The organism is Bradyrhizobium genosp. SA-3 (genome assembly GCF_004212635.1).
GTDB lineage: Bacteria > Pseudomonadota > Alphaproteobacteria > Rhizobiales > Xanthobacteraceae > Bradyrhizobium.
Genome location: NZ_PSRT01000029.1, coordinates 26,114 through 49,158, shown reverse-complemented (window position 1 = coordinate 49,158; position 23,045 = coordinate 26,114). Strand labels below are relative to the sequence as shown.

Here is a 23,045-nt window from a genome sequence, read left to right as displayed (position 1 = left end):
CGGCTGTCAAGTGTTTGCCGGTCCAATGCGCCGCCTTGTTGTTGTGCGCGGCAGCAACAGCGGTGTTTGTAGGGTGGGTTAGCCTTGCAGATGCGCGAAGCGCACCTGCAAGGCGTAACCCACCATGCTTCTGCACTGGCCGAACGAAGTTGTTACGCCAGCGGACTGCGCTTCGCGCAGCCGCTAGCTAACCCACCCTACAAGTGCGCGCACAAACAAAAACGGCGCCATCTCTCGATGGCGCCGTTTCGAAAGCCGTGACGGCCGAGGTTACCGCTTGTCGATCGGCACGTAGTCGCGCTTAGCGACGCCGGTGTAGAGCTGGCGCGGACGGCCGATCTTCTGGTGGGGATCTTCGATCATCTCGCTCCACTGGCTGATCCAACCGACGGTGCGGGCGACCGCGAACAGCACGGTGAACATCGAGACCGGGAAGCCCATCGCCTTCAGCGTGATGCCCGAATAGAAGTCGACGTTCGGGTAGAGCTTGCGGTCGATGAAGTACTGGTCGCTGAGAGCGATCTTCTCGAGCTCCATCGCCACGTTCAGCATCGGATCGTTGCCATGGCCGGTCTCCTTGAGCACGGCGTGACACATCTTCTGCATGATCTTGGCGCGCGGATCATAGTTCTTGTAGACGCGGTGGCCGAAGCCCATCAGGCGGACTTCAGAGTTCTTGTCCTTCACCTTGGCGATGAACTCGGGGATCTTGTCGACCGTGCCGATGTCGTAGAGCATGTTGAGCGCGGCCTCGTTGGCGCCGCCATGCGCCGGGCCCCAGAGGCAGGCGATGCCGGCCGCGATGCAGGCGAACGGGTTGGCGCCCGAGGAGCCGGCAATGCGCACTGTCGAGGTCGAGGCGTTCTGCTCGTGGTCGGCGTGCAGGATGAAGATCTTCTCCAGCGCGTCGGCGAGAACCGGGCTGACCTTGTAATCCTCGCAGGGTACCGCAAAGCACATGTTGATGAAGTTCTCGGCGAAGCCGAGCGAGTTCTTCGGATACACGAAGGGCTGGCCGACGGTGTACTTGTAGGCCATGGCCGCCAGCGTCGGGATCTTCGCGATCATGCGCATGGAGGCGATCATGCGCTGCTTCGGATCGTTGATGTCGGTGCTATCGTGGTAGAACGCGGCGAGCGCGCCAACGGCCGCCACCATGATCGCCATCGGATGGGCGTCGCGGCGGAAGCCCTGGAAGAAGCGGGCCATCTGCTCGTGCACCATCGTGTGATGGGTCACGCGGTAGTCGAAGTCCTTCTTCTGGGTCGCGGTCGGCAGGTTCCCGTAGAGCAGGAGATAGCAGGTCTCGAGGAAGTCGCCATGCTCGGCGAGCTGCTCGATCGGATAGCCGCGGTATTCCAGCACGCCCGCGTCGCCATCGATATAGGTGATCTTGGATTGGCAGCTTGCGGTCGAGGTGAAGCCGGGATCGTAGGTGAACAGGCCGGACTGGCCGTAGAGCTTGCCGATATCGACGACATCGGGCCCGATGCTGCCGCTGAGGATCGGGAGATCGTAGTTCTTGTTGCCGACCGTCAGCGTCGCGGTCTTGTTGCTCGGTTTTGCGTCCATCGTAGGTCCCCGATGTATGGTGAAACGGGCCGGACCCGGAGACCCCATAAGACGATGGGGCAAGCCGGATATTCCAGAAGGTACGGGTGAGATGGGTATATTATTGCTGTGTGCGCTGCAAGATCGCCGCGCACATGGTCGACTTACGTCGTAGCCTGATCCCTAAGCCGGCCAAGGCTTTCCTGGCGTCCCAGAACGTCCAAAACCTCGAAAATCCCTGGCGAGGTCGTCCGTCCCGTCAGCGCCGCCCGCAACGGCTGGGCGACCGCGCCGAGCTTGAGACTATTTTCCTCGGCAAAGGTGCGCAGCGCGGCTTCCGTGCTGCCGCCGCTCCATGTCTCGACTTTCCCCAGCGCGGAATGAAGCTGGCCGATCAGCTTGCGGTTCTCAGCTGTCAGCAGCGCCTGCGCCTTGGTATCGAGCTGCAGCGGCCGGTCGGCGAAGATGAAGTAGGCGCCGTCGATCAGCTCGATCAGCGTCTTGGCGCGCTCCTTCAGGGCCGGCATGGCCTTCAGGAGCTGCGCCCGCGTGGTGTCGTTTAACTTGGCCTTAATGTCGTCGCGGCTGGGCACGACGTGGTCGAGCACATCCTCGAACAGCTTCACGAGTGATTGATCGTCGGCATTGCGGATGTAGTGGCCGTTGAGGTTTTCCAGCTTGGCGAAATCGAAGCGGGCGGCGGCACGGCCGACGCTGCCGAGATCGAACGCGGCGACCATCTCCTCGGTCGAGAAGATCTCCTGGTCGCCATGGCTCCAGCCGAGCCGGACGAGATAGTTGCGCAACGCTGCCGGGAGGTACCCCATGGCGCGGTAGGCATCGACGCCGAGCGCGCCGTGGCGCTTCGACAGCTTCGAGCCGTCCGGGCCGTGGATCAGGGGGATGTGGGACATGCTCGGCAGCGCCCAGCCCATCGCATCGTAGATCTGCTTCTGGCGGGCGGCGTTGATCAGATGGTCGTCACCACGAATGACATGGGTCACGCCCATGTCGTGGTCATCCACCACCACCGCGAGCATGTAGGTCGGGTTGCCATCGCCGCGCAGCAGGACGAGGTCGTCGAGATTCTCGTTCTGCCAGACCACGCGGCCCTGGACCTGGTCCTCGATCACGGTCTCGCCGGTCTGCGGCGCGCGCAGGCGAATGGTGGGCTTCACATCGGCCGGGGCGGTCGCGGGATCGCGGTCGCGCCACATGCCGTCATAGAGGCGGGTACGGCCCTCTGCGCGCGCCTTCTCGCGCATGGCGGCAAGCTCCTCGGCGGTGGCGTAGCAGCGATAGGCCTTGCCGTCGGCGAGCAGCTGCTCGGCGACCTCGCGATGGCGGGCGGCGCGGGCGAACTGGTAGATGACCTCGCCGTCCCAGCCGAGCTCCAGCCATTTGAGGCCGTCGAGGATGGCCGCGATGGCGGCCTCGGTGGAGCGCTCCCGGTCGGTATCCTCGATCCGCAGCAGCATCTTGCCGCCGTGCTTCTTCGCATAGAGCCAGTTGAAAAGCGCCGTGCGGGCGCCTCCGATATGGAGGAAGCCGGTCGGCGAGGGAGCGAAGCGCGTGACGACGGAATCGGTCATTCTTGGCAGGGCCTATGCATTGGAGGCGGTGGTATATATCAGGACCGGAGCATAACTAAAGCCCGACAGCGGACCTGCTAAGGCTTGGCGCGGCCCAGCGAATTTGGCAGAAGGACCGCTGATTTCCCTACAGGATTTTCGTAATGACAGAACCGGTGGCGACTGAGGTTGGGCGCGATTTCATTCGTGACATCATCCAGGCCGATCTCGATCAGGGCAAATACAAGGAGATCGTGACCCGGTTCCCGCCGGAGCCGAACGGCTATTTGCATATCGGCCACGCCAAGTCGATCGCACTCAATTTCGGCATCGCCCAGGAGTTTCCGGGCCGCTGCCATCTGCGCTTCGACGACACCAACCCGATCAAGGAAGAGCAGGAATATATCGATTCCATCCAGGCCGACGTGCGCTGGCTCGGCTTCGACTGGGGCAAGAACCTGTTCTTCGCCTCGGATTATTTCGATCGCCTCTATGAATGGGCGGAGCAACTGATCCGCGACGGGCTCGCCTATGTCGACGACCAGACCCAGGAGGAGATCCGCACTTCGCGCGGCTCGCTGACCGAGCCCGGCAGGAACTCGCCGTTCCGCGACCGCTCGGTGGAGGAAAATCTCGACCTGTTCCGGCGCATGAAGGCCGGCGAATTCCCGAACGGGGCGCGCGTGCTGCGGGCCAAGATCGACATGGCCGCGGGCAACATCAATCTGCGCGACCCCGTGCTGTATCGCATCCTGCATGCGCATCATCCGCGCACCGGCACCACATGGAGCATCTATCCGAGCTACGATTATGCCCACGGCCAGTCGGATGCGATCGAGGGCATCACGCACTCGATCTGCACGCTGGAGTTCGAGGACCATCGGCCGCTCTATGACTGGTTCATCGAGAAGCTGCCGGTGCCGTCAGAGCCGCACCAGTACGAGTTCGCGCGGCTGAACCTGACTTACACGCTGCTCTCGAAGCGCGTGCTGACCCAGCTTGTTCGCGAGGGCCATGTCGCGGGCTGGGACGATCCGCGCATGCCGACCATTGCGGGGATGCGCCGCCGCGGCGTGCCGCCGGCGGCGCTACGCGAATTCGTCAAGCGCATCGGCGTCGCCAAGGCCAACAGCGTGGTCGACGTCGGCATGCTTGAGTTCTGCATCCGTGAGGAACTGAACCGCACGGCGCAGCGCCGCATGGCGGTGCTGAAGCCGCTGAAAGTGGTGATCGAGAACTATCCGGAGGGGCAGGTCGAGGAGCTCGAGGCGATCAACCATCCCGACGATCCCAGCGCCGGCACGCGCAAGATCGCGTTCGGCCGCGAGCTCTATATCGAGCGCGACGACTTCATGGAGAATCCGCCGAAGAAGTTCTTCCGCCTGTCGCCGGGCAACGAGGTGCGGCTGCGCTATGCCTATTTCGTCAAGTGCACCGGCGTGATCAAGAACGAGGCGGGTGAGGTGGTGGAGCTGCGCTGCACCTACGATCCCGCGACAAAGGGCGGCAACGCGCCCGATGGCCGCAAGGTCAAGGCGACCATGCACTGGCTGCCGGCAGCGACGTCGAAGCCGGCCGAAATCCGCATCTACAACCAGCTGTTCTCCAATCCGAATCCGGACGCCGCGAACTTCGCGGCTGATCTCAATCCGCAATCGCTGGAGATCCTGGCTGATGCCCGAGTCGAGGCATCAGTCGCGGAGAGCAATTCGATGGAGCCGATGCAGTTCGAGCGCCAGGGCTATTTCGTGCGTGACAAGGACTCGACGCCCGGCAAGCCGGTGTTTTCGCGCACCATCGGCCTGCGCGACACGTTTGCGAAGGAAGCCGCGAAAGGCTGAGATACGACATGAACAATGAAGCCGACGCCATCGTTTCCGCCATCATCGCGAAATGGTGCGCCGGCTTCGCGACGCTCGACGCGGCCGCGCTGTCGTCGCTCTATGCGAAGAACGCATTCTTCTTCGGCTCCAACCCGACGCTATATCGTGGCAGGGACGGAGTCGCGGCCTATTTCAATGGCCTGCCGCGCTGGCGCTCGCCGAGCGTCCGCTTTTCCGAGGTGGCCGCGGCGCAGGTCGCGCCCGAAGTGATCAACATGGCCGCGATCGCCTCGTTCGACCTCGGCGAGGAGGCCGCGCCGCTGTCGGTCAAACTTACCTGGGCAATCGTGCGTGAAGGCGGCGACTGGAAGATCGCGAGCCACCACGTGTCGTCCAGGGTTGCACTGATCTAACGCCGGACGCGTACCTGATCGCATCCTGCTTCATCCAGCCACTACAGCTTGTAGCCGATCTTTCGCAGCAGGTCCTTCCGCCACGCAATGTCGGCGTCGGTCTCGATACCCAGCGGCGAAGCGCCATCCACTACGCCGAGCACGCCGCGGCCAAGCTCGGTTTGCGCGACGATCACCTGCGTGGGGTTGGCCGTCGCGCAGTAGATGCGGCAGACCTCCGGCACCGCGCGCACGGGAGCCAGGACGTTGACCGGAAAGAACCCGTCGCCCAGGAAGATCAGAAAAGTGTGGCCGGCGCCGATGGCCAATGCGTTGTTGCGGGCGAGGGTGAGGGCCGCTTCGTCATTGCCCGACCAGCGTACCAGTCGCTTGCCGGAGGCCTCGCAGAAGGCCAGCCCGAAGCGGATGCCCGGAACCGCGCCCACGAGCGCCTCGTGGAGATCTTCCACGGTCTTGATGAAATGCGACTGACCGAAGATGAAGTTGGCCGCGTCCGGCTTGACGATGGGCACCACGGTGAGTTCCATGGCCGCGCTCCTGTCGGCAGAGCTACATGTTAGGCCGCCGGAAAGTGATTGCAAGCAGCACAGGTGGCCGATTTCGCCCCTTACCGCGATTGCCCCATCCGATATTTGCTCGCGTAGTGCTTGCGGAGAATCTTGCGGGTCTGATCGGCCAACCGCTTGTTGCCAGTCGCCGGCGGCCTGGCGTGAGGCGTCTTCGGCTTTGGCCAATCCGTTCCTGAGCTCTGCTTTCTTGGCGTGCGCATAACTGCAGACCACGTTGTGACATAACCATCTAAGGGACGATCTCAACCGGGCTGCCGGTCGAAAGGCCAAGATCCCGGTCCGCACGGCCCTGGTTGACGGCGATTTCGGCGAGCCCGTTCGAGTTCTCGTACCAGAAGGCTGAGCCCGGCGGCCGATCGCTGAAGGTTCTTTCGCGCTCCAATATGTGACCCGCCAAGGCAAGCCTGGCGTTGGGCGGCAGGACGGCGGCTCTCAATCCAGTCATAGCATTGCCGAAGTGGTCGACGTAGACGATCTCGCAGAGGTCGTCGGGCCAGTCCGCGCGGCGATCCCTGTCATCCCCTCGCGGCTGGCCGGGCGGCGGCTCGCCGCGCGCCAGCATGGCTGCGAGCGGTGCGAAGAGGTCGCGCCCGTGAAAGCTGGCCGAGAGGCGCTCCGGCCTCCAGTCGATGTCCCAACTGCGCGTCCTTGTGGCGCGGCGCTGGACAAGCTCGAACAAGCCGTTGCCGGGGCCGACATACCACCGGCCGTCGGCCTCGATCACAATGGCCGGGCGCGTCCCGCCGACGCCGGGATCGACGACGCAGAGAAAGACAGTTTCCGGCGGAAACCAGGCGGCATAAGCCGCCAGGAGGTACGCCGACGCCCTGGGATTCCCCATGGGCGCATCGGTGAAGAGGTCGATAGCGGGTATGCCAGGCGCCATCTGGTGCAGCACGGCCTTCATCTGGCCCGTATAGGGGCCGTGCAATCCGAAATCCGTGAACAGAACAATCATGATGTCAGCTGCTCCACACTATGACGGCGCCGCCGCCCGAGCCGCTTCGTGGAACCGGCGGACTCGATCCAGGTCCTTGGCATGCGATCCGTCCTGATCCGTTCTCGTCTTGGAATCAACACCGGCTGGACGGACGGTGCGAATCGCTTCTGCGACGTTGTCCGGTCCGAGACCACCGGCAAGGACAACAGGAACAGGGGCGAGGTCCACGATCCGGCGGCTGATATCCCAGTCATGCGTCACGCCGAGCGCGCCGATCTGCTTGTCCGTGGCTCGATAGCTGTCGAGAAGCAGAAAGTCTGCAATGCCAACGTAGCTGCGGGCAATCGCGATGCTCTCCTCGCCGAACACCGGTATGCTCCTCATCACGACCATCCCGGGCAACATGCGTTTGAGCGAAGCAACGTCTTGCGGGGAAAGCAATTCGGCGCGGGCTCCCAAATGGACGATCGCGGGGTTGAGTTCGCGCGCCCATGGGGCAATCAAGGAGAGATCGCAGGTCAGAAACAGTGCTGAGAACTTCGATGGCGGTACAATCGCCGCGGCGATTTCGGAAGCTGCTGAGATCGGCAACTCGCGCGGAAATCGGCCGTCTCCGACGAGCACGCCGATATGATCGACGCCAATGGCTGAAACAGCGGACGCCTCTTCGATGGTCGAGATTTCATAAACCTGGGTCAACATCGGGCGTAACCTCCGCGGCGGACATTGAGCATAAGACATCCGAAGGCGGTGTTTGGCAAAGCCACAGCCTTCGTCGGCTAGCGGGAGTCGAAGATTAGGTCAGCTGCCGGGCGGGGACGCAGTCCCAGTGCGCTGGCTCGCCAATTTTATCGGGTTACGAGAGTCAGGTCGTTGCCCTCTGCGCGACACATGCAAGCTGCTGTTCGGATTCAAAAATGACCCTCGTTCCGAACGGCCGGCATTCCCTATCCAGGGTTTGCCGGATCCATTCAATGTCGCGCCGCGATGGAACGGAGAGACGAAAGTTCTTGATCTGCATGGGAACCAGATGGAGTGCATGAAGGCTTCCGCTGGTTGGATCCAGGTCGGCGAAATACATCAACGCCAGGTCGTCGCGGTAGCACTCGTAACCACGGATCCCCTCATAGTCGTTCAGAAAATCACCGCAGCCATAGAGTATAAGGCGGTCTCGATAGATTTCGATCGCTCTCGGATGGTGCGAAGAATGCCCGTGAACGATCGACACGCCTGCCTTGTCGACCAGGGCCCGGGCAAAAATCCTCTGCTCATCGGGAATGTCATATCCCCAATTGGATCCCCAATGGATCGACACCACCGTGAGATCGCCCGGCCTTCTGGCCGCCATGACCTGGTCAGCGACCTCGAACGCGCTCGCCCCGCTGAGGTCAGGCAGCAGGTTGACGCCCGGAGTGTCTGACATTGCAACCCACTTGAACGGGATTCCGCTCGATGTCGATCCGAACGCAAAGACCAGGAGCCGCGCGTCGGCAAGGCTCAGCACTGCGGGTGCGCGCGCTTCCCGATCATTGCGGCCTGCGCCCGCCGCCTTGATGTTGAGCTTCTGCAAAGTCGTCAGCGTCTCTACTAGGCCGGCGCGGCCCCAATCGAGCACATGGTTGTTGGCCAATAGACAGCAGTCGATCCCCGCGGCCGCGAGACAGTCTGCGTTCTCGGGGCTCATGCGGTAGTTGATGCCCTTGTTCGCGCGGTCGTTGCTGCCCGTCACAGCCGTTTCGAGATTGATGATCCGCGCGTCCGGCTGCATGGACTCGAATTGGTCCAGTGCAGCGCCCCAGACGTAGGACGATCCATTGCGCCGCGGAATAGGCCCGTTCGCCTGCTCGGCGAGCTGCACGTAGCCCGACGCCGATCGCATGTAATCTTCGTAAATCTCGGGGCTACAGGGGTGCGCCAGCACCTGGTCGATGCCGCGGCCGCACATGACATCTCCGCATAGGAAGAGCCGCACCGGTTTCCGACACACCGCTGGCAGATGTCGTTCCTCGGACATGACTTTCCACTCCGGTCCTGTCGCTTAGCTCTTTGCGTCAGGTGCGAGATGCCTGAACGCCGCCATCACCTCGGCCAGCATCCGCTCCTGCTCTCCCGCATAGCGCGGAGAGAAGTGGAAGGGCTCGACGCGGCGCACATTGGCTTCCCGTGCGATTTCTCCGGCAGCCGTGGTTGTAAGATGAGCCCGCTCACTCGCCAATGCGGCGTCGGCCCCCGCAAACGCCGCCTCGATGAAGAGGATGTCTGCATTCTGAATCAGCGCCACGATGGCGGCGCGATTGGCCGGCGTGTCGGCAACATCGGTTACATAGGCAATTTTCTGGCCCGCAGTTACCGTCACGAGATCGCGCAGGCTGGCGAGCGGAACGAGACGATCTGACGTTGCCGTTTCATCGATGCGGATCAAATGATCGTCGGCGCGACGCTCGACGATGGCCTTCTTCAGCGACAGCAACCAGGGACCGACGGGCAGTCCGCGCTCCAACAGCCGGTTCTTCCATACGTTGACATGCGCTGCCTCCTGCAGCGCAAAGGCGAGGCAGGGCGTGCCATGTTCAAGGATCGCGGCGGACACGCGATGGGTCGGTTCATCGCAGAGTATGCCGCCAAAGGCCTTGCGAGAGACTGTTGGCTCTGCTGCGAACGCCTTCCTCAGGTGGAACCGCGTGGTCGAGATGGAATCCGCCGTTCCGAGTTCGCTTACATCGAAAACGAGATCGCAGGGATAGGTTTCGACCAGATTCCAGCAATAGGCCTGAAGCTTGTGAAAGACGTGCTCGGCAAAGCCGGACGGACCGAACAGCTGCACCGATTTCTCATGCCCGACGAGCAAGCGAAGCAGATGGTCGAAGCCCACGAAATGATCAATATGTGCATGCGAGACAAAGACCTGGTCGACGCGCCGTATCCTCCGCGGCGCTAGTGAAGCAATCTCTCCGACATCGAACAGCAGACTTCGCTTTTCGAACAGCGTTTCGACATAGACCGTCGGGTCGCCGTAGCGACCGTTGACCAGGCTCGGATGGAAAAGTGGTCGCATGGCAAACTATTCTGCTGCAACAGCGCCCGATGGATTTCCCGCGCTTAGCCAACGTTGATGAATTCCGCACCCGGCAAGATCGAGTCAGAATACACTAATCGGATCGCGCTCGTGCCGACTTTCGATCCGTGGTTCGGCTGCGTCAGCCGCGGGCCGGATCTTGAAATATCTCGTCAAGCGCGAGCCCGATGTGTCCCGCAGCCCGAGGAGAGAGCCATGAAACTCATTTCAAGCGCCTTCGCCGATGGTGCCGACAGGGGGGCACGACGCGATTTTGGTCAGCCGCGGACGATCCCACAGTGAGGACCGCTGTCAGATGTCGTAGTAGAGGTGGAACTCATAGGGATGCGGTCGCAGCCGGATCGCATCGACCTCCTTTTTTCGCTTGTAGTCGAGCCAGGTCTCGATCAGGTCGGCCGTGAAGACGTCGCCGCGCAGCAGGAATGCGTGGTCGCGCTGGAGTGCGTCGAGCGCCTGATCCAGCGATCCCGGTGTCGACTTCACTTGCTTGGCTTCGGCCGGTGGCAGGTCGTAAAGGTTCTTGTCGATGGGGCTGCCGGGGTCGATCCGGTTTTCGATACCGTCGAGGCCCGCCATCAGCATTGCGGCAAAAGCCAGGTAGGGATTGCAGGAGGGGTCGGGCGAACGAAACTCGACGCGCTTTGCGCGTGGATTCGGCGAGTACATGGGAATTCGGCAGCAGGCCGAACGATTGCGTTGGGAGTAGACCAGGTTGATGGGGGCCTCATAGCCCGGCACCAGGCGCCGATATGAGTTGGTCGTCGGGGCGCAAAGCCCGCACAACGCCCAGGCGTGGGTCAGGAGGCCGCCGATGTAGTAGCGGCCGAGCTGGCTCAATTCGGCATAGTCGCCCTGGTCGTAGAACAGGTTAGTCTCGCTCTTCCACAGTGACTGGTGCACATGCATGCCCGAAGCGTTGTCTTCGAACAGCGGTTTCGGCATGAAGGTCGCGGTCTTGCCGTGCTCATGCGCGGTGTTCTTCACCACGTATTTGTAGATCATCAAATTGTCGGCCATGCGGGTCAGGGTTGTGAAGCGCATGTCGATTTCGTTTTGGCCGCCGGTTGCGACCTCGTGGTGATGAGCTTCGATCTGGATTCCCAGCTGTTCCATGGTCAGCACCATTTCGGTGCGTAGCGCCTGCATGCTGTCGGTCGGAGGAACGGGAAAATATCCCTCCTTAGGGCGCGGCTTGTGCCCCAGATTCGGCGCTTCCTCCGCGCCGGTGTTCCAGCTGCCTTCGCTGGAATCGATCTCGTGCATGGCGTAATTGATGCCCTGACCGTAGCGCACCTCGTCGAAGACGAAGAACTCCGCTTCCGGGCCGAAGTAACTCGTATCGGCGCGACCAGTGCCCTTGAGATAGGTTTCAGCCTTCTGGGCGACGTAGCGTGGATCGCGGCTATAGGACTGGCCGGTCACGGGGTCGCGGATGTTGCAGATGAGGACCAGCGTCTTTGCCGGACTATAGGGGTCGACGAAGACCGTCGTCGGATCGGCGACGACCAGCATGTCGCTCTCCTGTATCTCCTGGAAGCCGCGGATCGATGAGCCGTCGAACCCGATGCCCTCCTCGAGCGCATCGACGCTCACCGCGCTCGGCGGGACGGAAAAATGTTGCCATACCCCCGGCAGGTCAGTGAACCGCAGATCGATCATCTGGACCTTCTCGTCCTTGATCGCCTTCACGAGATCTTCGGCCGTCGCACATTTTGGAAACATGGCTCGCTCCCAGCATCGTGGAGATGCGCGTCTTGCGGGTCGCGTTGCCGGCCAGCCGCAGCCGAACGGCTTGCGACGGATTGTGGTCCATACTCTGTGTTGCCGCCCCTCCAGCCTCAATCCGGCTTGGCGGCATTTGCGGTCAGGCGGCTAGGCACGCCGGCTGCTTCAGCTTTGGTGAGGCCCGCGCATCAGCTTCATGGCGTCTTCGATATGCCGCCAGGTTTTGGCGAGCTCGAGCTCGCCCTTCGACTCGAGATCGATGGCGTTCTGGGCGGCTTCCGCAATGGCCTTGGGACCATGTGCTTCCAGCAACTGCCGCGCATAGTCGTGGATTTCGATTTCTCGCATCATGGCGTCACCTCCCTCTTGTCCCGGGCGCAACGCGAACGAGGTGCGAGCCGGGGGACGATAGACGTAGACACCTGTCCAGCGCGGCTAGTCTGCATCCTGGTGCAGGCACTCGCAAGGCCCCTTTCCGGGGCATGGGCTGCGAGGATTGGGTGCGGGTTCAGTCGCGGCAACACGGCGCAGGTCGGAGGGATGCATTTTCTCAGCTGCGCCACCATGTAACCGGGAGAGAGGAGGTGAGCATTATGCGCATCCAACATTGGCAAGACGCTGCCAGCCTCCTGGTGGGCCTTTGGCTGGTTCTTTCGTCCTTTATCCTGGGCTTGTCCGGAGCGCCTGTCTGGGTCTCCATCGCGCTCGGGCTCGGCGTCATGCTGTTTGCCATCGAGGCATTTTTCATCCCGTCCTATCTGGAAGAATGGGGAGAATTGCTGCTGGGCCTGGCTCTGCTACTGGCACCTTGGACCATTGGCTATGAGCCGGTATCGGCAACGGTGAGCAGCGTGCTGTCCGGCATACTGGTGATCCTGCTCGCTGTCTGGGAGTTGATGACCGATCGCGACTTCAGCACCTGGTGGCACGATCGTTGGCATCGCCTGGCCGGCTGAGAAGAGGTGCTAGTCGGGCGCTTGCCGACCGCCCTTTGCTGGCGGCCGGGAGTTCGAGATCGGCTCGCTCGGGCGCGGTGCCGAGGGGAATGATCGTCACTGCGCCTCGACACGAACTCTGGTGCAGGGCCTCGCGGTCCTGCACCAGGATCCCTGCGCCTGGATCAACCCATCACGATGCGGCTCTCGGCTCGATCGGCTGCCAGATGCTGATCTTGCGCGTCTCCGGCATCAGGAAGACGGCCAGCACGAAGCACACCGCGGGGACCACGATCGGATAGATCAGCGCATAGCCGATGCTGCCGGTCGCGGCGAATGCCGCCGACGTGATGAACGGCACCAATCCGCCACCCCAGCCATTGCCGATGTGGTACGGCACCGAGACTGACGTATACCTGATCCTGGCGGGAAAGAATTCCGCCAGAAACGCGCCGACCGGCCCGTACACCATCCCGACATAGCAAACGAGGATGAAGATGATGAAGGTCGCGGCCGGATAGTTGACGTTTCCGGGCTGTGTGACAGTCCCCAGCCACAGATACAGCGGATAGTACGTGATCGCGGCGAGCAGCATGCCGCCGAGGATCACCGGCTTGCGGCCGATCAGATCCGACAGCCAGCCAAAGAAGATCAGGCTCGGGGTGGCAATGAGCAGTGCGGCGCCCACGATGTATGCGGAGGTCAGCGGGTCCAATTTGGAGACCTGCTGCAGGAAGTACAGCGCCCAGAACTGACCGCTGTACCAGACCACGCCCTGTCCGATCAGGACCACAATCGCGATCCCGATGTATTTGATGTTGGAGCTGAGGAAAGCCTCCTTCCAAGGGTTCCTCGTCATCTGGCCGCGGGACCTGATCTCCTGGAAGATCGGCGTTTCCTGGAGTTGGAGCCGGATGTAGATCGCGATCGCCACCAGCAGGAAGGACAGCAGGAACGGAACGCGCCAAGCCCATTCGTCGAAGGCCTGGTTGCCGGCATATGTCCGCGTGAGGATGATGACGGCCAGCGACACCACGATTCCGAGAGTAGGCGAGGTCTGCAGCCAGCCAGTATAATAGCCGCGTCGATCGTCCGGTACATGTTCGGCGACGTAGGTGATGGCGCCACCATATTCGCCGCCAAGGCACAGGCCCTGGATCATGCGCAGGCCGAAGAGAACGAACGCGGCCGTCAGACCAATCGACTGATAGGTCGGGATCAACCCGATCGCCCCCGTGCCGAGTCCCATTCCGCTGAGCGTAATGAGAAAGGTGTATTTGCGGCCGACCCGGTCACCCATCCATCCGAACAGGAAGGCCCCCAGCGGACGGATGAGAAATCCTGCCGTGAAGAGCGCGATCGTGCTGAGGAGGGCGGCAACCGGGTGGGATTGCTCAAAGAACTTGACCGATAGAACTGCGGCCAGGCTGCCAAAGATGTAGAAATCATACCATTCGATGATGTTTCCCACCGATGCAGCGATGATCACGCGGCGAAAATCACTCGGTACCTGCATGTGCGACTCCTTTGGTTTTCAAGACGTCTCCTCGCCTGTTTCAGCGATCGATCTTCTCGCGGGGAGAGCGTGATGCGCGGCGTCGCAGGCGCCAATTCAAAGAGTTGCGTCGGCAACGTCTGACTTCAGGTGCGCTTTCGCGTCACCTGAGAAGAGCTCCGGCGGCCTTAGAACCGCGAGCCACCACTGCCTTGCCCGTCTGTCGGGAAGGCGGGGAACCATAGTGTAATCCCACCTCGGGCCGGCAACTTATGAGACTTTCGGCTCAATCGATCTGTCGCGGGCGTCTTGCCAACGAGATCGGAAGGGCTCGAATACTTCGCGACTTCTGGTCAAAGACGTCTCAGGCGTTGCGAGGAATCCAGAAGAGATGCCAAGGCGGCGGTCGCCGTGACGATGGAAGGGAAAAGTAGGGCGCTTCGCCGCCTGTTCCTGATCCGTACCGCTATTCGCACCGCCGCACGTTCCGGTAGCCTCTGCACCCGTCGCGTATCGTAAGGTGCAGGGGAATGGCGGAGCCGGGCCGGCCAGTACGCTCCCAGGGAGTCGCTGGAACGTGGCCGGTTGGCCGCGCCACATCGGCCGGCGGCTTTGCGCCGGCGGGCTTTGGCGTCTGGCCTGCGTTCGTCGAGACGCTGCGCGAATGGGCGCGCGCTGAGGCCGGCGCCGGGCGGCTGTTGCCTTGGGTGCCTGTCGCCTTCGGCGCCGGCATCGCGCTCTATTTCGCTGCCGATCACGAGCCGGTGCTATGGGTCGTCGCCACGACCGCCATCGCGCTCGTGCTCGGCGCGGTCCTGTTGCGGCGGAGCCGGCTGTTCGCGCCCGCGATCATGCTTGCCGCCGTCGCCGCCGGTTTTGCCATGGCGACCTGGAAGACGGCGCGCATCGCCCATCCCGTGCTGGCCAAGCCACTCTATTCGGTGTCGCTGTCGGGCTTCGTGGAGACCCGTGACATCCGCGAGCGCACCGATCGCTTCGTGCTGCGGGTTACCGCGATGGAGGCGCAGCGCAGCGACGTCCGGCTGGAGCGCGTGCGCCTGTCGGTGCGCAAGGGGACGGCGCCGGAGGTCGGCAGCTTCGTGCAACTGAAGGCGCGGTTGATGCCGCCGATCTCTCCCGTGCGCCCGGGGAGCTACGATTTCTCCCGCGACATGTTCTTCCAGGGCATCGGCGCCTCCGGCTTCGTGATGGGCGCAATCACGGCTTCAGTGCCGCCGGATGCCGGTGGCCTGCGGCTGCGCTACGCGGCCTTCATGCAGGGCCTGCGCGATGCGATCGACGCGCGCATCCGTGCGACGCTCGAGGGCGACAACCGCGCGATCGCAACCGCGCTGCTCACCGGACGGCGCGATGCGATCACCACGCCCGTCAACGACGCCATGTTCATCTCAGGCCTCGGCCATGTGCTGTCGATCTCCGGCTATCACATGGCGGTCGTCGCCGGTGTGGTGTTCTTCGCGGTGCGCGCACTGCTGGCGCTGATCCCCGGGCTGGCGGCGGGCTTTGCCATCAAGAAATGGTCGGCGGCCGCCGCGCTGGTGGCGGCCGCGTTCTATCTGCTGCTGTCAGGCGCTGAGGTCGCAACGCAACGATCGTTCTTCATGACAGCGGTGGTGTTGATCGCGGTCATGGTCGATCGCCGCGCTATCACCTTCCGCACGCTGGCCGTGGCCGCGCTGATCGTGCTCGCGGTCGCGCCCGAAGCGCTGGTGCATCCGAGTTTTCAAATGTCCTTCGCCGCGACGCTCGGACTCGTCGCGCTGGTGCAGATCGGCATGCCGAACCTGTTTGCCTCGCCGGATCATTCGGCGACGGCGCGCATCGCGCTATGGGGCGGGCGCGAGATCGCGATGCTGTTCCTGGCCTCGCTGATCGCGGGGCTTGCGACCACGCCCTACGCCGCCTTCCATTTCCACCGCGTCACGCCGTACGGCGTGCTCGCCAATCTCGGTGCAATGCCGGTGGTTTCGGCGCTGGTGATGCCGGCGGGGCTGCTGGGACTGCTCGCGGCGCCCTTCGGGCTCGACGGCGTGTTCTGGTGGCTGATGGGGATCGGGATCGACTGGATGGTCGCGGTCTCGCGCTGGGTGGCGGCACTGCCGGGCGCAGTCGGCCGCATCCCTGCCTTCGGCATCGCGCCGCTGATCGCGGCAAGCCTCGGGATCATCGTGATGGGCCTGTTGCGCACACCCTTGCGCTGGTCCGGTGCCTTGCTGCTGCTGGCTTCCATTGCCTGGGGGCTGTCGGTGCGGCAGCCCGACATCCTGATTGCCGGCGACGGCGCGAGCGTCGCGGTGCGCGGCCGGGACGGACACCTGCATGTGATCCTTTCGAGCAAGGACGGCTTTCTGCTCAAGGAGTGGTTAGCTGCCGACGCCGATCCGCGCGACGCCGGGAGTAGCTCGCTGGCCGACGGCGTGTCGTGCGACGAGGCGGGCTGTGTGACGCCGCTCGCCGACGGGCGGCTGGTCGCGATTTCCCTGCGGATCGACGCGCTGGCTGATGATTGCAGCCGCGCCGCGCTGGTGGTGACGCGGCGGCCCGCGCCGCCGGATTGTGCGGCGATGGTGGTCGATCGGCAACGTCTCACCAGCCAAGGCGCGCTGGCGTTGACGCAGCGTGGTGACGGTTTTGCAGTTCAGGCTGTAAGAGCAAGAGGCACAAGTCGTCCCTGGCTGCCGGCCGGCGCTGGCGAGGGTGATTTCGACGGGAGCCTTGCGCCGAGGACGGCTGCGGCCCGCAACCGGGACGCAACTCCGGCAGAGACCGACTTGCAGGCGGACGACTAAGGCCAGACGATTAAGAACAAATGCGAGGAGTTGGTCCGGGTTCGACCGGACTTCCGCAGAACATAAATCATACCGTCTCGCCGGCCTCGGCCGGCGATGGCAATTTCAATCCTGGCCGACCTGGCGGCCAGGGACGGCTCAGCCGATCGGCAGACGCGTGATCGTCGGCCGGCTGTCGGTATCGATCTGCGGCTTGTGCTCGCGCTCGCTTACCGGCTGCGTCACCGGCAATTGCAGCACGGTTGCGCGCTGGCCTTCGACGAGCTGCGTCACCAGCACGTATTTGCCGTCGGGGAATTCGATCGCATCATGATGGCGATCGGGAATGTGCGGATCGATCTTGCCGAACTTGCCGACGCGGGAGTTGATCGTGCGCGTCCAGATCCAGCGATTGTCGTAACGGACGTTGTCGGCGAAGGCGAGCTCCGTTCCCGGCAGCAGGCAGACGGCCACGGTCGGGTCGGCCGCGGAAGCAAAGCCGCGCGTCGAGGTGCCGCGGAATGTTGTCGACACGATCGTCTCGCCGACTTCGGCGGGGCGCGATGCAACGGCATGCAGGCTGTAGTCACACATCGGGTGCTCCTATTCGAAGATAGCAACCCACGCCTCTTTCGGAGGCGCAAGCCTCTATCAGAGTGGAAGCACGTAACGTTCTGCTTGGTTGTGGGCGAATCTGCGGCTGGCGTCAGCCGGATGCGATCACATTATCTTTCCCGACTCCAATAGGAACAAAGCTCGCTTCAATGCATTTGGCGGATGCGAGCGTCAGCGGCCTGCGGGCGCCGACCATCCGGAGTATGGCCAACTCGGCCGTGGCTGTTGCGCGACGGCATTTCGGGCGCTGCGGAATTGCTCGGTCGTTGTCGCGTGCGCCGACTTGCGGGGATGGTGCTGCAATTGTGCTGCGAATGCTTGCGTTGCCGATGCAGCGATCAACACAGTTGCGACGGCGCTCAAAACGATCCTGCGCATCGTTGTCTCCTCGATCTCTTGAGTCGTAAAGCGATGAGTGCTTCGGGCGGCTGCCGAGGACGTAGCGCAGGGAGAGGGGCCCGATAATCTGCCCAAGACCAGAAAAACTATCCAATTGGAGCGGACAATCCGTTCGCTCCAATCGGAATCATTGGTATCGAATGACCGCTGGGTCGTCTCAGTACTTGCGGTACAGCCCGATCAGCTTGCCCTGAATCTTCACCCGGTTCGGTGGCAGGATGCGGACCTCGTAGGCGGCGTTGGCGGGCTCGAGCGCGATCGAGGCGCCGCGGCGGCGGAAGCGCTTGAGCGTCGCTTCCTCATCGTCGATCAGCGCCACCACGATGTCGCCGGTATCGGCGCTCTCGTTGCGCTGGATCAGCGCCATGTCGCCGTCGAGGATGCCGGCCTCGACCATCGAATCGCCGCGCACTTCGAGCGCGTAGTGTTCGCCCGAGCCCAGCATGTCGGGCGGTACGCTGATGGTGTGACTGCGGGTCTGCAACGCTTCGATCGGCGTACCGGCTGCGATGCGACCCATCACCGGCACCGCAACGGGACGCTCGCCCTCGTCCGCGGGCGGGCTGGAGCTCGCGCGCACCTTGCCGAGATTACCCTCGATGACGCTCGGCGTGAATCCGCGGCGGTTGCCGGCGGCGGCCTGGAGCTCAGGCAGCTTGATCACCTCGATGGCACGGGCGCGGTTGGGCAGGCGGCGGATGAAGCCGCGCTCCTCCAGCGCGGTGATCAGGCGATGGATGCCCGATTTAGAGCGCAGGTCGAGCGCATCCTTCATCTCGTCGAAGGAGGGCGGCACGCCGCTTTCCTTCAGACGTTCGCTGATGAACCGCAGAAGCTCGTATTGTTTGCGCGTTAACATCTCGACCAAAGTCCCCCGGTTGATGTCGTTCGATTCCGAGACGCTGATTGGAGCGGCGAACCGCTACATCCTCGAAACAAATCATGAACGGACACTATATGTTCGATATGTGTTCCGCAACTGCTTAATTTAGCGTGAACGCGACAAAGTTCGCGGAACACGTGTGGTGGATGCGCTCAGACGGGCAGGCGCAGCACTTCGCAAGGCGAGCCGGCTCCGGCTTTCGGCGCGAACGGTGCGCGCACGAGAAGTGCCTGTGCCGCAGCGAGATTCGCAAGCAGCGAGGAATCCTGGTGGTTGACGGGAATGGCCACCAGCGTGTCGTCGTCGCGCTGTTCCAGACGTGCGCGAAGATAATCCGCGCGCATATCGTTTGCGCCCACATCGCGGCCGAGCACGGCGCGCTCATGGCGGTGATGAATCATGGATCGTCCCGACAAGGCGCGAATCAGCGGCACCATGAACAGGTAGGCGCACACATAGGATGACACTGGATTACCCGGCAGGCCGATCACGCGCGTCGCACCGAGCCGCCCATGCATCATCGGCTTGCCCGGGCGCATCGCAATCTTCCAGAACGCCATCGAGATACCTTCGTCCCTCAGCGCCTGCTGGACCAGATCGTGGTCGCCGACCGATGCTCCGCCGGTCGTGACCAGGATGTCGGCGCCGCTCTCGCGGGCACGGCGGATGCCGGCGGTGGTGGCCTCCAGCGTATCGGCGGCAATGCCGAGGTCGATGGTATCGGCCCCCTCGCTGCGGGCGAGCGCGTGCAGGGCGTAGCCGTTGGAATAGACGATCTGGCCATGGCTGGGCGTGGTGCCCGGCATCACCAATTCGTCGCCGGTGGCGAGGATTGCGACCTTCGGACGGCGGCAGACGGCAAGCTGGGGGTGATTCATGGCGGCGGCGAGCGCGAGGTCGCGTTCGGTGAGGCGGGTTCCCTTGCGCAGGAGCACGTCGCCTTGGGAGAAGTCGACGCCTGCGGGGCGGATGTGCCGACCGGGAATCGCGGCTTCCTTGATCGTGATGCGCTTGCCGTCCGCGACCGTATCCTCCTGGATCACGACCGCGTCGGCACCGTTGGGAACGACGCCGCCGGTGAAGATCCGCACGGCTTCGCCAGGGCCGACCGTTCCCGCGAACGGACGACCCGCCGCCACCTCGCCAATCACCGTCAACTGGGAATCGATCGCCCCCGCGTCGGCCGCGCGCACGGCATAGCCATCCATCGCCGACATTGCTTCCGGCGGCTGCGTGCGCAGCGCCGCCACGTCGCGGGCGAGCACACGGTGGAAGGCCGCGTCGAGCGCGGCCATTTCCTCGGCCAGAGGCTCCGCGCCGGCAAGCAGGGCGGCAAGCGCATCGGAAACCGGCATGAGGGCCACGGGCGAACTCCGCAACAAATCACTAGGACTCGGTCGGCAGGGTTCTAGCCGAGCCGAAGGGCCGAGGCAAAAGGGACGCTCAATGGAGTGAGAAGACACACTTCCTTTCGGCGCAACCGCGCCTTATCTTCGCGTCGATGACGAAATTGCTCGAAAAAGCGCTCGAAGCCGTGCGGCAGCTCCCTGCGGATAGCCAGGACGAGATCGCGCGCGCGATGTTGGCTTTGACCGGTAACGTAGGGGAGCCCGAGCAAATCGATCCCGGGCATCTTCCGGCGGTCCTTGAGGGGCTCGCACAAGCGAACCTCCGGCAATTTGCGTCTGATGTCGAGATCGAAGCCGCGTTCCGCCGCTTCGAGCGATGAAACTCAGATTCACGCCACGCGCGGCACAAGACCTGATTAGCATTGCCGACTACGTCAGGAAGCATAGCCCGCAAGGCGCGTTGCGCGTGCGCGCTGCGATCCTTGAATCGCTTCAGAATCTCGTTCGCTTTCCGCGACTTGGGAGACCGCAGAAGGTCGAGGGCGTACGCAAGCTGGTGACGCGGCGGTATCCTTATCTGGTTTATTACACACTGGACGAAGAGGCTGGCGAAGTCATCATTCTCACGGCCCAGCATCCCGCGCAGGAACGCGAGCACTCGGACGCCTGAGGCGGCTCAAGTCCGCCGCGGCATGATCCGAAAGGCGAGACAGACCGGCACGAGGATGGCCATGGCGAGGACGAGAAGGACGAGCGCCACGGCCAGCATTGGTCAACTCCCGCTCGGTCGATCCGAAACGTCGTCCAGCGCGACGTCCGGAGCTTTGGGGCCCTGATCCTTGTCCGGCAGCGGATCGGCCTGGGATTTCAGGTCGGCGGCCTTGCTGATGAGCTTGGCGGAGAGGCGCGAATCCGAGGTGGTTCTGGCGAATTCGAGCAGCAGAGAGGCTTGCTTTGTGAGGTAGGCTTTGCCCAGCACGAGAATAAGTCCGATGTAGAAGTCCCAACGGACTCATAGAGTCCGGAAGGAAGTATTCCGTTCCCGGAACTTTGTACAAAAATGCACAAGGTGATTTGGTTCCGCATCCCAAGCAGATTTGGTCCCGGGAACCCGACCAGATCCGGCCGGGGCGCCGGCGGTCAAATTCCCAACGCTCGCAAGGCGTTGCCGACGTCGCCGGGCGAGGTGACATGCACCGCGGTCAATCCGCGCGCCCGCGCCCCTTCGATGTTCTCGGCAAGGTCGTCGAAAAACACGGTTCGGCTGGCCGGCACGCCGATCGCGGTCACGACATGGTCGAACGCCTCCGCATCCGGTTTGCGCAGGCCGATGCTGGACGACAAATAGAGCTCGCGGAAATGCCCGAGCACGCCCGCATATTCCTTCGAGAAATAGTCGACATGCGGCCGGTTGGTGTTGGAGAAGGCATAGAGCGGCATCTGCTTGGCCGCCCGCGGCAAAAGCTCGGCGATATCAGGCATCTCGCCGGCGAAGATCGCGTTCCATCCCTCCAGAAACTGCGCATCGGAAATGCCGATCCCGAGCGATGAACGCAGCGATTGGAAATAATCCTCGTCGCTGATCTTGCCGACCTCGTGCAGCCGGTAGGCCTCGTCACGCACATAGCGCGCGACGATGGCCTCGGGCTGGCAGCCGGCATGTCCCGCCCAGCAGGCGATCGCCTTGGAGAAATCGATGTCGAGCACCACGCGTCCGAGATCGAACAGGAGCGCATCAGCGCTGCCGGGAGAGAGCGAGGTCATCGTATCCTTTCACGTCAGTATCGATAGGGGTCGTGGTCGAACAGCGGGAACGCGCTGAACACGCTCGGCGCATTCGTTGCGGTCGCCTGATGCAGGCAGGACTTGTCGACCTCGGCGAACGAGGTGGCACCCAAGAGGCCGAGGCAGCGCAGCACTTCGTCCTCCAGCAGTTCCAGCATTCGCATCACGCCGGCTTCGCCGGCCGCCGCCAGCGCCCAGCACTGCAGCCGGCCGATACCGACGATGTCGGCGCCCGCCGCGATCGCCTTGACGATGTCGGTGCCGCGGCAGAAGCCGCCATCGACCATAATCTTGGCACGGCCCTTCACGGCCTCGACGATTTCAGGCAGCACATGCATGGCGCCGCGGCCATGATCGAGCTGACGGCCGCCATGGTTGGAGACGTAGATCCACTCGACACCGTGATCGATCGCGATCTGTGCGTCCTCGGCCGTGGCAATGCCCTTCAGGATCAGCGGGATCCTGAACTTGTCCTTGATCATCTTCACGGTCCGCCATTCCAGACCCTTCTGGTAGTCACCGCCGGTCGCGCGCAGGCGGCTTTCGCGAACGTAGCGCTTGGCGATGTCACGTTCGCGACGGCTGTAATGGGCGGTGTCGACGGTCAGGCAGAATGCGGCATAGCCGTTCTTCTCGGAACGGCTGACGACATCGGCGACGAAGGCATCGTCGCCGCGGACATAGAGCTGATAGAGCCGCAGCGCGTCGGGCGCGGCCTCGGCAGTCTTTTCCAGGCCGGGCTCGGACACCGAGCTCAACATGTGCGCCGCACCGAAGGTGCCGGCGGCGCGCGCCACGCTTGCCGCACCATCGGGATCGAAGATTTCGAGCGCACCGACCGGGGCGAGCACCACCGGCAGCCGCATCCTGCGGCCGAGTTGCTCGACCGAGCCGTCGACTTTGCGAACATCGCGCAGCACGCGGGGGCGGAAGGCGATCTCGTCCAGCGCCATTCGGTTCCGGCGCATCGTGGTCTCGGTCTCGGCAGCGCCGACGATGTAGTCCCAGGCATTCTGGTTGAGGTTGGCGCGCGCTTTCCGGATGAATTCGTGCAGGTTCTGGAACGGCTCGTTGCTGGCGCCGAGTTCGACGTTCCTTTCCGGCCGGATGCGGGGCGCGTCGTTCAT

The 23,045-nt window shown here is 63.2% G+C and carries 23 protein-coding genes; 6 read left to right on the top strand and 17 right to left on the bottom strand.

Annotated elements, in window-relative coordinates:
• Nucleotides 1–270 precede the first annotated feature (270 nt).
• Together gltA and gltX are read right to left on the bottom strand one after the other, a co-directional pair.
• A complete protein-coding gene (gltA, locus tag CWO91_RS12540) occupies nt 271–1,572 on the bottom strand; it encodes a citrate synthase (RefSeq protein WP_130213728.1) in 1,302 nt (433 codons plus the stop codon).
• Nucleotides 1,573–1,715: 143 nt separating this feature from the next.
• Nucleotides 1,716–3,143 carry a glutamate--tRNA ligase gene (gene gltX / locus CWO91_RS12535; RefSeq protein ID WP_130213727.1) on the bottom strand — a complete coding sequence of 476 codons (1,428 nt, stop codon included), beginning with the start codon at nt 3,141–3,143 and terminating at the stop codon, nt 1,716–1,718.
• 143 nt (nt 3,144–3,286) lie between these two features.
• Here gltX and CWO91_RS12530 point away from each other — a divergent pair, with 143 nt between their 5' ends.
• Together CWO91_RS12530 and CWO91_RS12525 are read left to right on the top strand one after the other, a co-directional pair.
• Nucleotides 3,287–4,963 carry a glutamine--tRNA ligase/YqeY domain fusion protein gene (locus tag CWO91_RS12530; protein WP_130213726.1) on the top strand — a complete coding sequence of 559 codons (1,677 nt, stop codon included), beginning with the start codon at nt 3,287–3,289 and terminating at the stop codon, nt 4,961–4,963.
• Between the two features lie 8 nt (nt 4,964–4,971).
• The gene (locus CWO91_RS12525) at nt 4,972–5,358 is read left to right on the top strand and encodes a nuclear transport factor 2 family protein (RefSeq protein WP_130213725.1); all 387 of its coding nucleotides are present in this window, start codon (nt 4,972–4,974) and stop codon (nt 5,356–5,358) included.
• A gap of 41 nt (nt 5,359–5,399) precedes the next feature.
• Here CWO91_RS12525 and CWO91_RS12520 read toward each other — a convergent pair whose 3' ends face one another.
• From CWO91_RS12520 to CWO91_RS12490, 7 genes are all read right to left on the bottom strand, one after another.
• Nucleotides 5,400–5,885 (bottom strand): adenosine-specific kinase, encoded by a 486-nt coding sequence (locus CWO91_RS12520; protein WP_130213724.1) that lies wholly within the window; start codon nt 5,883–5,885, stop codon nt 5,400–5,402.
• Between the two features lie 271 nt (nt 5,886–6,156).
• A complete protein-coding gene (locus CWO91_RS12515) occupies nt 6,157–6,885 on the bottom strand; it encodes an SAM hydrolase/SAM-dependent halogenase family protein (RefSeq protein ID WP_130213723.1) in 729 nt (242 codons plus the stop codon).
• Between the two features lie 18 nt (nt 6,886–6,903).
• Nucleotides 6,904–7,569, bottom strand: a complete 666-nt coding sequence (locus CWO91_RS12510; RefSeq protein ID WP_245471227.1) for a phosphoribosylanthranilate isomerase — start codon at nt 7,567–7,569, stop codon at nt 6,904–6,906.
• 163 nt (nt 7,570–7,732) lie between these two features.
• Nucleotides 7,733–8,881 carry a CapA family protein gene (locus tag CWO91_RS12505; protein WP_130213721.1) on the bottom strand — a complete coding sequence of 383 codons (1,149 nt, stop codon included), beginning with the start codon at nt 8,879–8,881 and terminating at the stop codon, nt 7,733–7,735.
• Between the two features lie 24 nt (nt 8,882–8,905).
• The gene (locus CWO91_RS12500) at nt 8,906–9,922 is read right to left on the bottom strand and encodes a ribonuclease Z (RefSeq protein ID WP_130213720.1); all 1,017 of its coding nucleotides are present in this window, start codon (nt 9,920–9,922) and stop codon (nt 8,906–8,908) included.
• A gap of 312 nt (nt 9,923–10,234) precedes the next feature.
• Complete coding sequence (gene glnA, locus CWO91_RS12495) at nt 10,235–11,665, bottom strand: type I glutamate--ammonia ligase (RefSeq protein ID WP_130213719.1); 1,431 nt, start codon at nt 11,663–11,665, stop codon at nt 10,235–10,237.
• 168 nt (nt 11,666–11,833) lie between these two features.
• A complete protein-coding gene (locus CWO91_RS12490) occupies nt 11,834–12,016 on the bottom strand; it encodes a hypothetical protein (RefSeq protein WP_164935201.1) in 183 nt (60 codons plus the stop codon).
• A gap of 245 nt (nt 12,017–12,261) precedes the next feature.
• On the opposite strand from CWO91_RS12490, the gene CWO91_RS12485 reads away from it, so the two are divergent.
• Nucleotides 12,262–12,624, top strand: coding sequence for an SPW repeat domain-containing protein (locus CWO91_RS12485; RefSeq protein WP_165405395.1), 363 nt, complete (start codon nt 12,262–12,264; stop codon nt 12,622–12,624).
• A 172-nt stretch (nt 12,625–12,796) separates the two neighbouring features.
• Here the strand turns inward: CWO91_RS12485 and CWO91_RS12480 are convergent, their stop codons facing one another.
• Complete coding sequence (locus CWO91_RS12480; protein ID WP_130213716.1) at nt 12,797–14,119, bottom strand: MFS transporter; 1,323 nt, start codon at nt 14,117–14,119, stop codon at nt 12,797–12,799.
• Nucleotides 14,120–14,628: 509 nt separating this feature from the next.
• Between CWO91_RS12480 and CWO91_RS12475 the strand changes: the two genes are divergently transcribed.
• Nucleotides 14,629–16,908 carry a ComEC/Rec2 family competence protein gene (locus tag CWO91_RS12475; protein ID WP_130213715.1) on the top strand — a complete coding sequence of 760 codons (2,280 nt, stop codon included), beginning with the start codon at nt 14,629–14,631 and terminating at the stop codon, nt 16,906–16,908.
• Nucleotides 16,909–17,046: 138 nt separating this feature from the next.
• Here the strand turns inward: CWO91_RS12475 and CWO91_RS42885 are convergent, their stop codons facing one another.
• The 4 genes from CWO91_RS42885 to CWO91_RS12455 form a co-directional block, all read right to left on the bottom strand.
• The gene (locus CWO91_RS42885) at nt 17,047–17,481 is read right to left on the bottom strand and encodes a hypothetical protein (protein WP_165405390.1); all 435 of its coding nucleotides are present in this window, start codon (nt 17,479–17,481) and stop codon (nt 17,047–17,049) included.
• A gap of 112 nt (nt 17,482–17,593) precedes the next feature.
• The gene (locus CWO91_RS42880) at nt 17,594–17,995 is read right to left on the bottom strand and encodes a hypothetical protein (protein ID WP_165405389.1); all 402 of its coding nucleotides are present in this window, start codon (nt 17,993–17,995) and stop codon (nt 17,594–17,596) included.
• Nucleotides 17,996–18,058: 63 nt separating this feature from the next.
• Nucleotides 18,059–18,760 carry a transcriptional repressor LexA gene (gene lexA, locus CWO91_RS12460; protein WP_091886069.1) on the bottom strand — a complete coding sequence of 234 codons (702 nt, stop codon included), beginning with the start codon at nt 18,758–18,760 and terminating at the stop codon, nt 18,059–18,061.
• A gap of 176 nt (nt 18,761–18,936) precedes the next feature.
• Nucleotides 18,937–20,148, bottom strand: a complete 1,212-nt coding sequence (locus CWO91_RS12455; RefSeq protein ID WP_130213713.1) for a molybdopterin molybdotransferase MoeA — start codon at nt 20,146–20,148, stop codon at nt 18,937–18,939.
• 137 nt (nt 20,149–20,285) lie between these two features.
• Between CWO91_RS12455 and CWO91_RS12450 the strand changes: the two genes are divergently transcribed.
• Both CWO91_RS12450 and CWO91_RS12445 read left to right on the top strand, forming a co-directional pair.
• Nucleotides 20,286–20,513, top strand: coding sequence for a hypothetical protein (locus CWO91_RS12450; protein WP_130213712.1), 228 nt, complete (start codon nt 20,286–20,288; stop codon nt 20,511–20,513).
• Nucleotides 20,510–20,803, top strand: a complete 294-nt coding sequence (locus CWO91_RS12445) for a type II toxin-antitoxin system RelE/ParE family toxin (RefSeq protein WP_130213711.1) — start codon at nt 20,510–20,512, stop codon at nt 20,801–20,803. The genes CWO91_RS12450 and CWO91_RS12445 overlap by 4 nt, the downstream gene beginning before the upstream one ends.
• A 102-nt stretch (nt 20,804–20,905) precedes the next feature.
• Here CWO91_RS12445 and CWO91_RS12440 read toward each other — a convergent pair whose 3' ends face one another.
• The 3 genes from CWO91_RS12440 to CWO91_RS12430 all read right to left on the bottom strand — a co-directional run bounded on the left by CWO91_RS12440 (nt 20,906) and on the right by CWO91_RS12430 (nt 23,045).
• Nucleotides 20,906–21,112, bottom strand: coding sequence for a hypothetical protein (locus tag CWO91_RS12440; protein WP_130213710.1), 207 nt, complete (start codon nt 21,110–21,112; stop codon nt 20,906–20,908).
• A gap of 161 nt (nt 21,113–21,273) precedes the next feature.
• The gene (locus CWO91_RS12435; protein ID WP_130213709.1) at nt 21,274–21,897 is read right to left on the bottom strand and encodes an HAD family hydrolase; all 624 of its coding nucleotides are present in this window, start codon (nt 21,895–21,897) and stop codon (nt 21,274–21,276) included.
• 14 nt (nt 21,898–21,911) lie between these two features.
• Nucleotides 21,912–23,045: an alpha-hydroxy acid oxidase gene (locus CWO91_RS12430; protein ID WP_091885725.1), complete on the bottom strand. Its 1,134-nt coding sequence runs from the start codon at nt 23,043–23,045 to the stop codon at nt 21,912–21,914.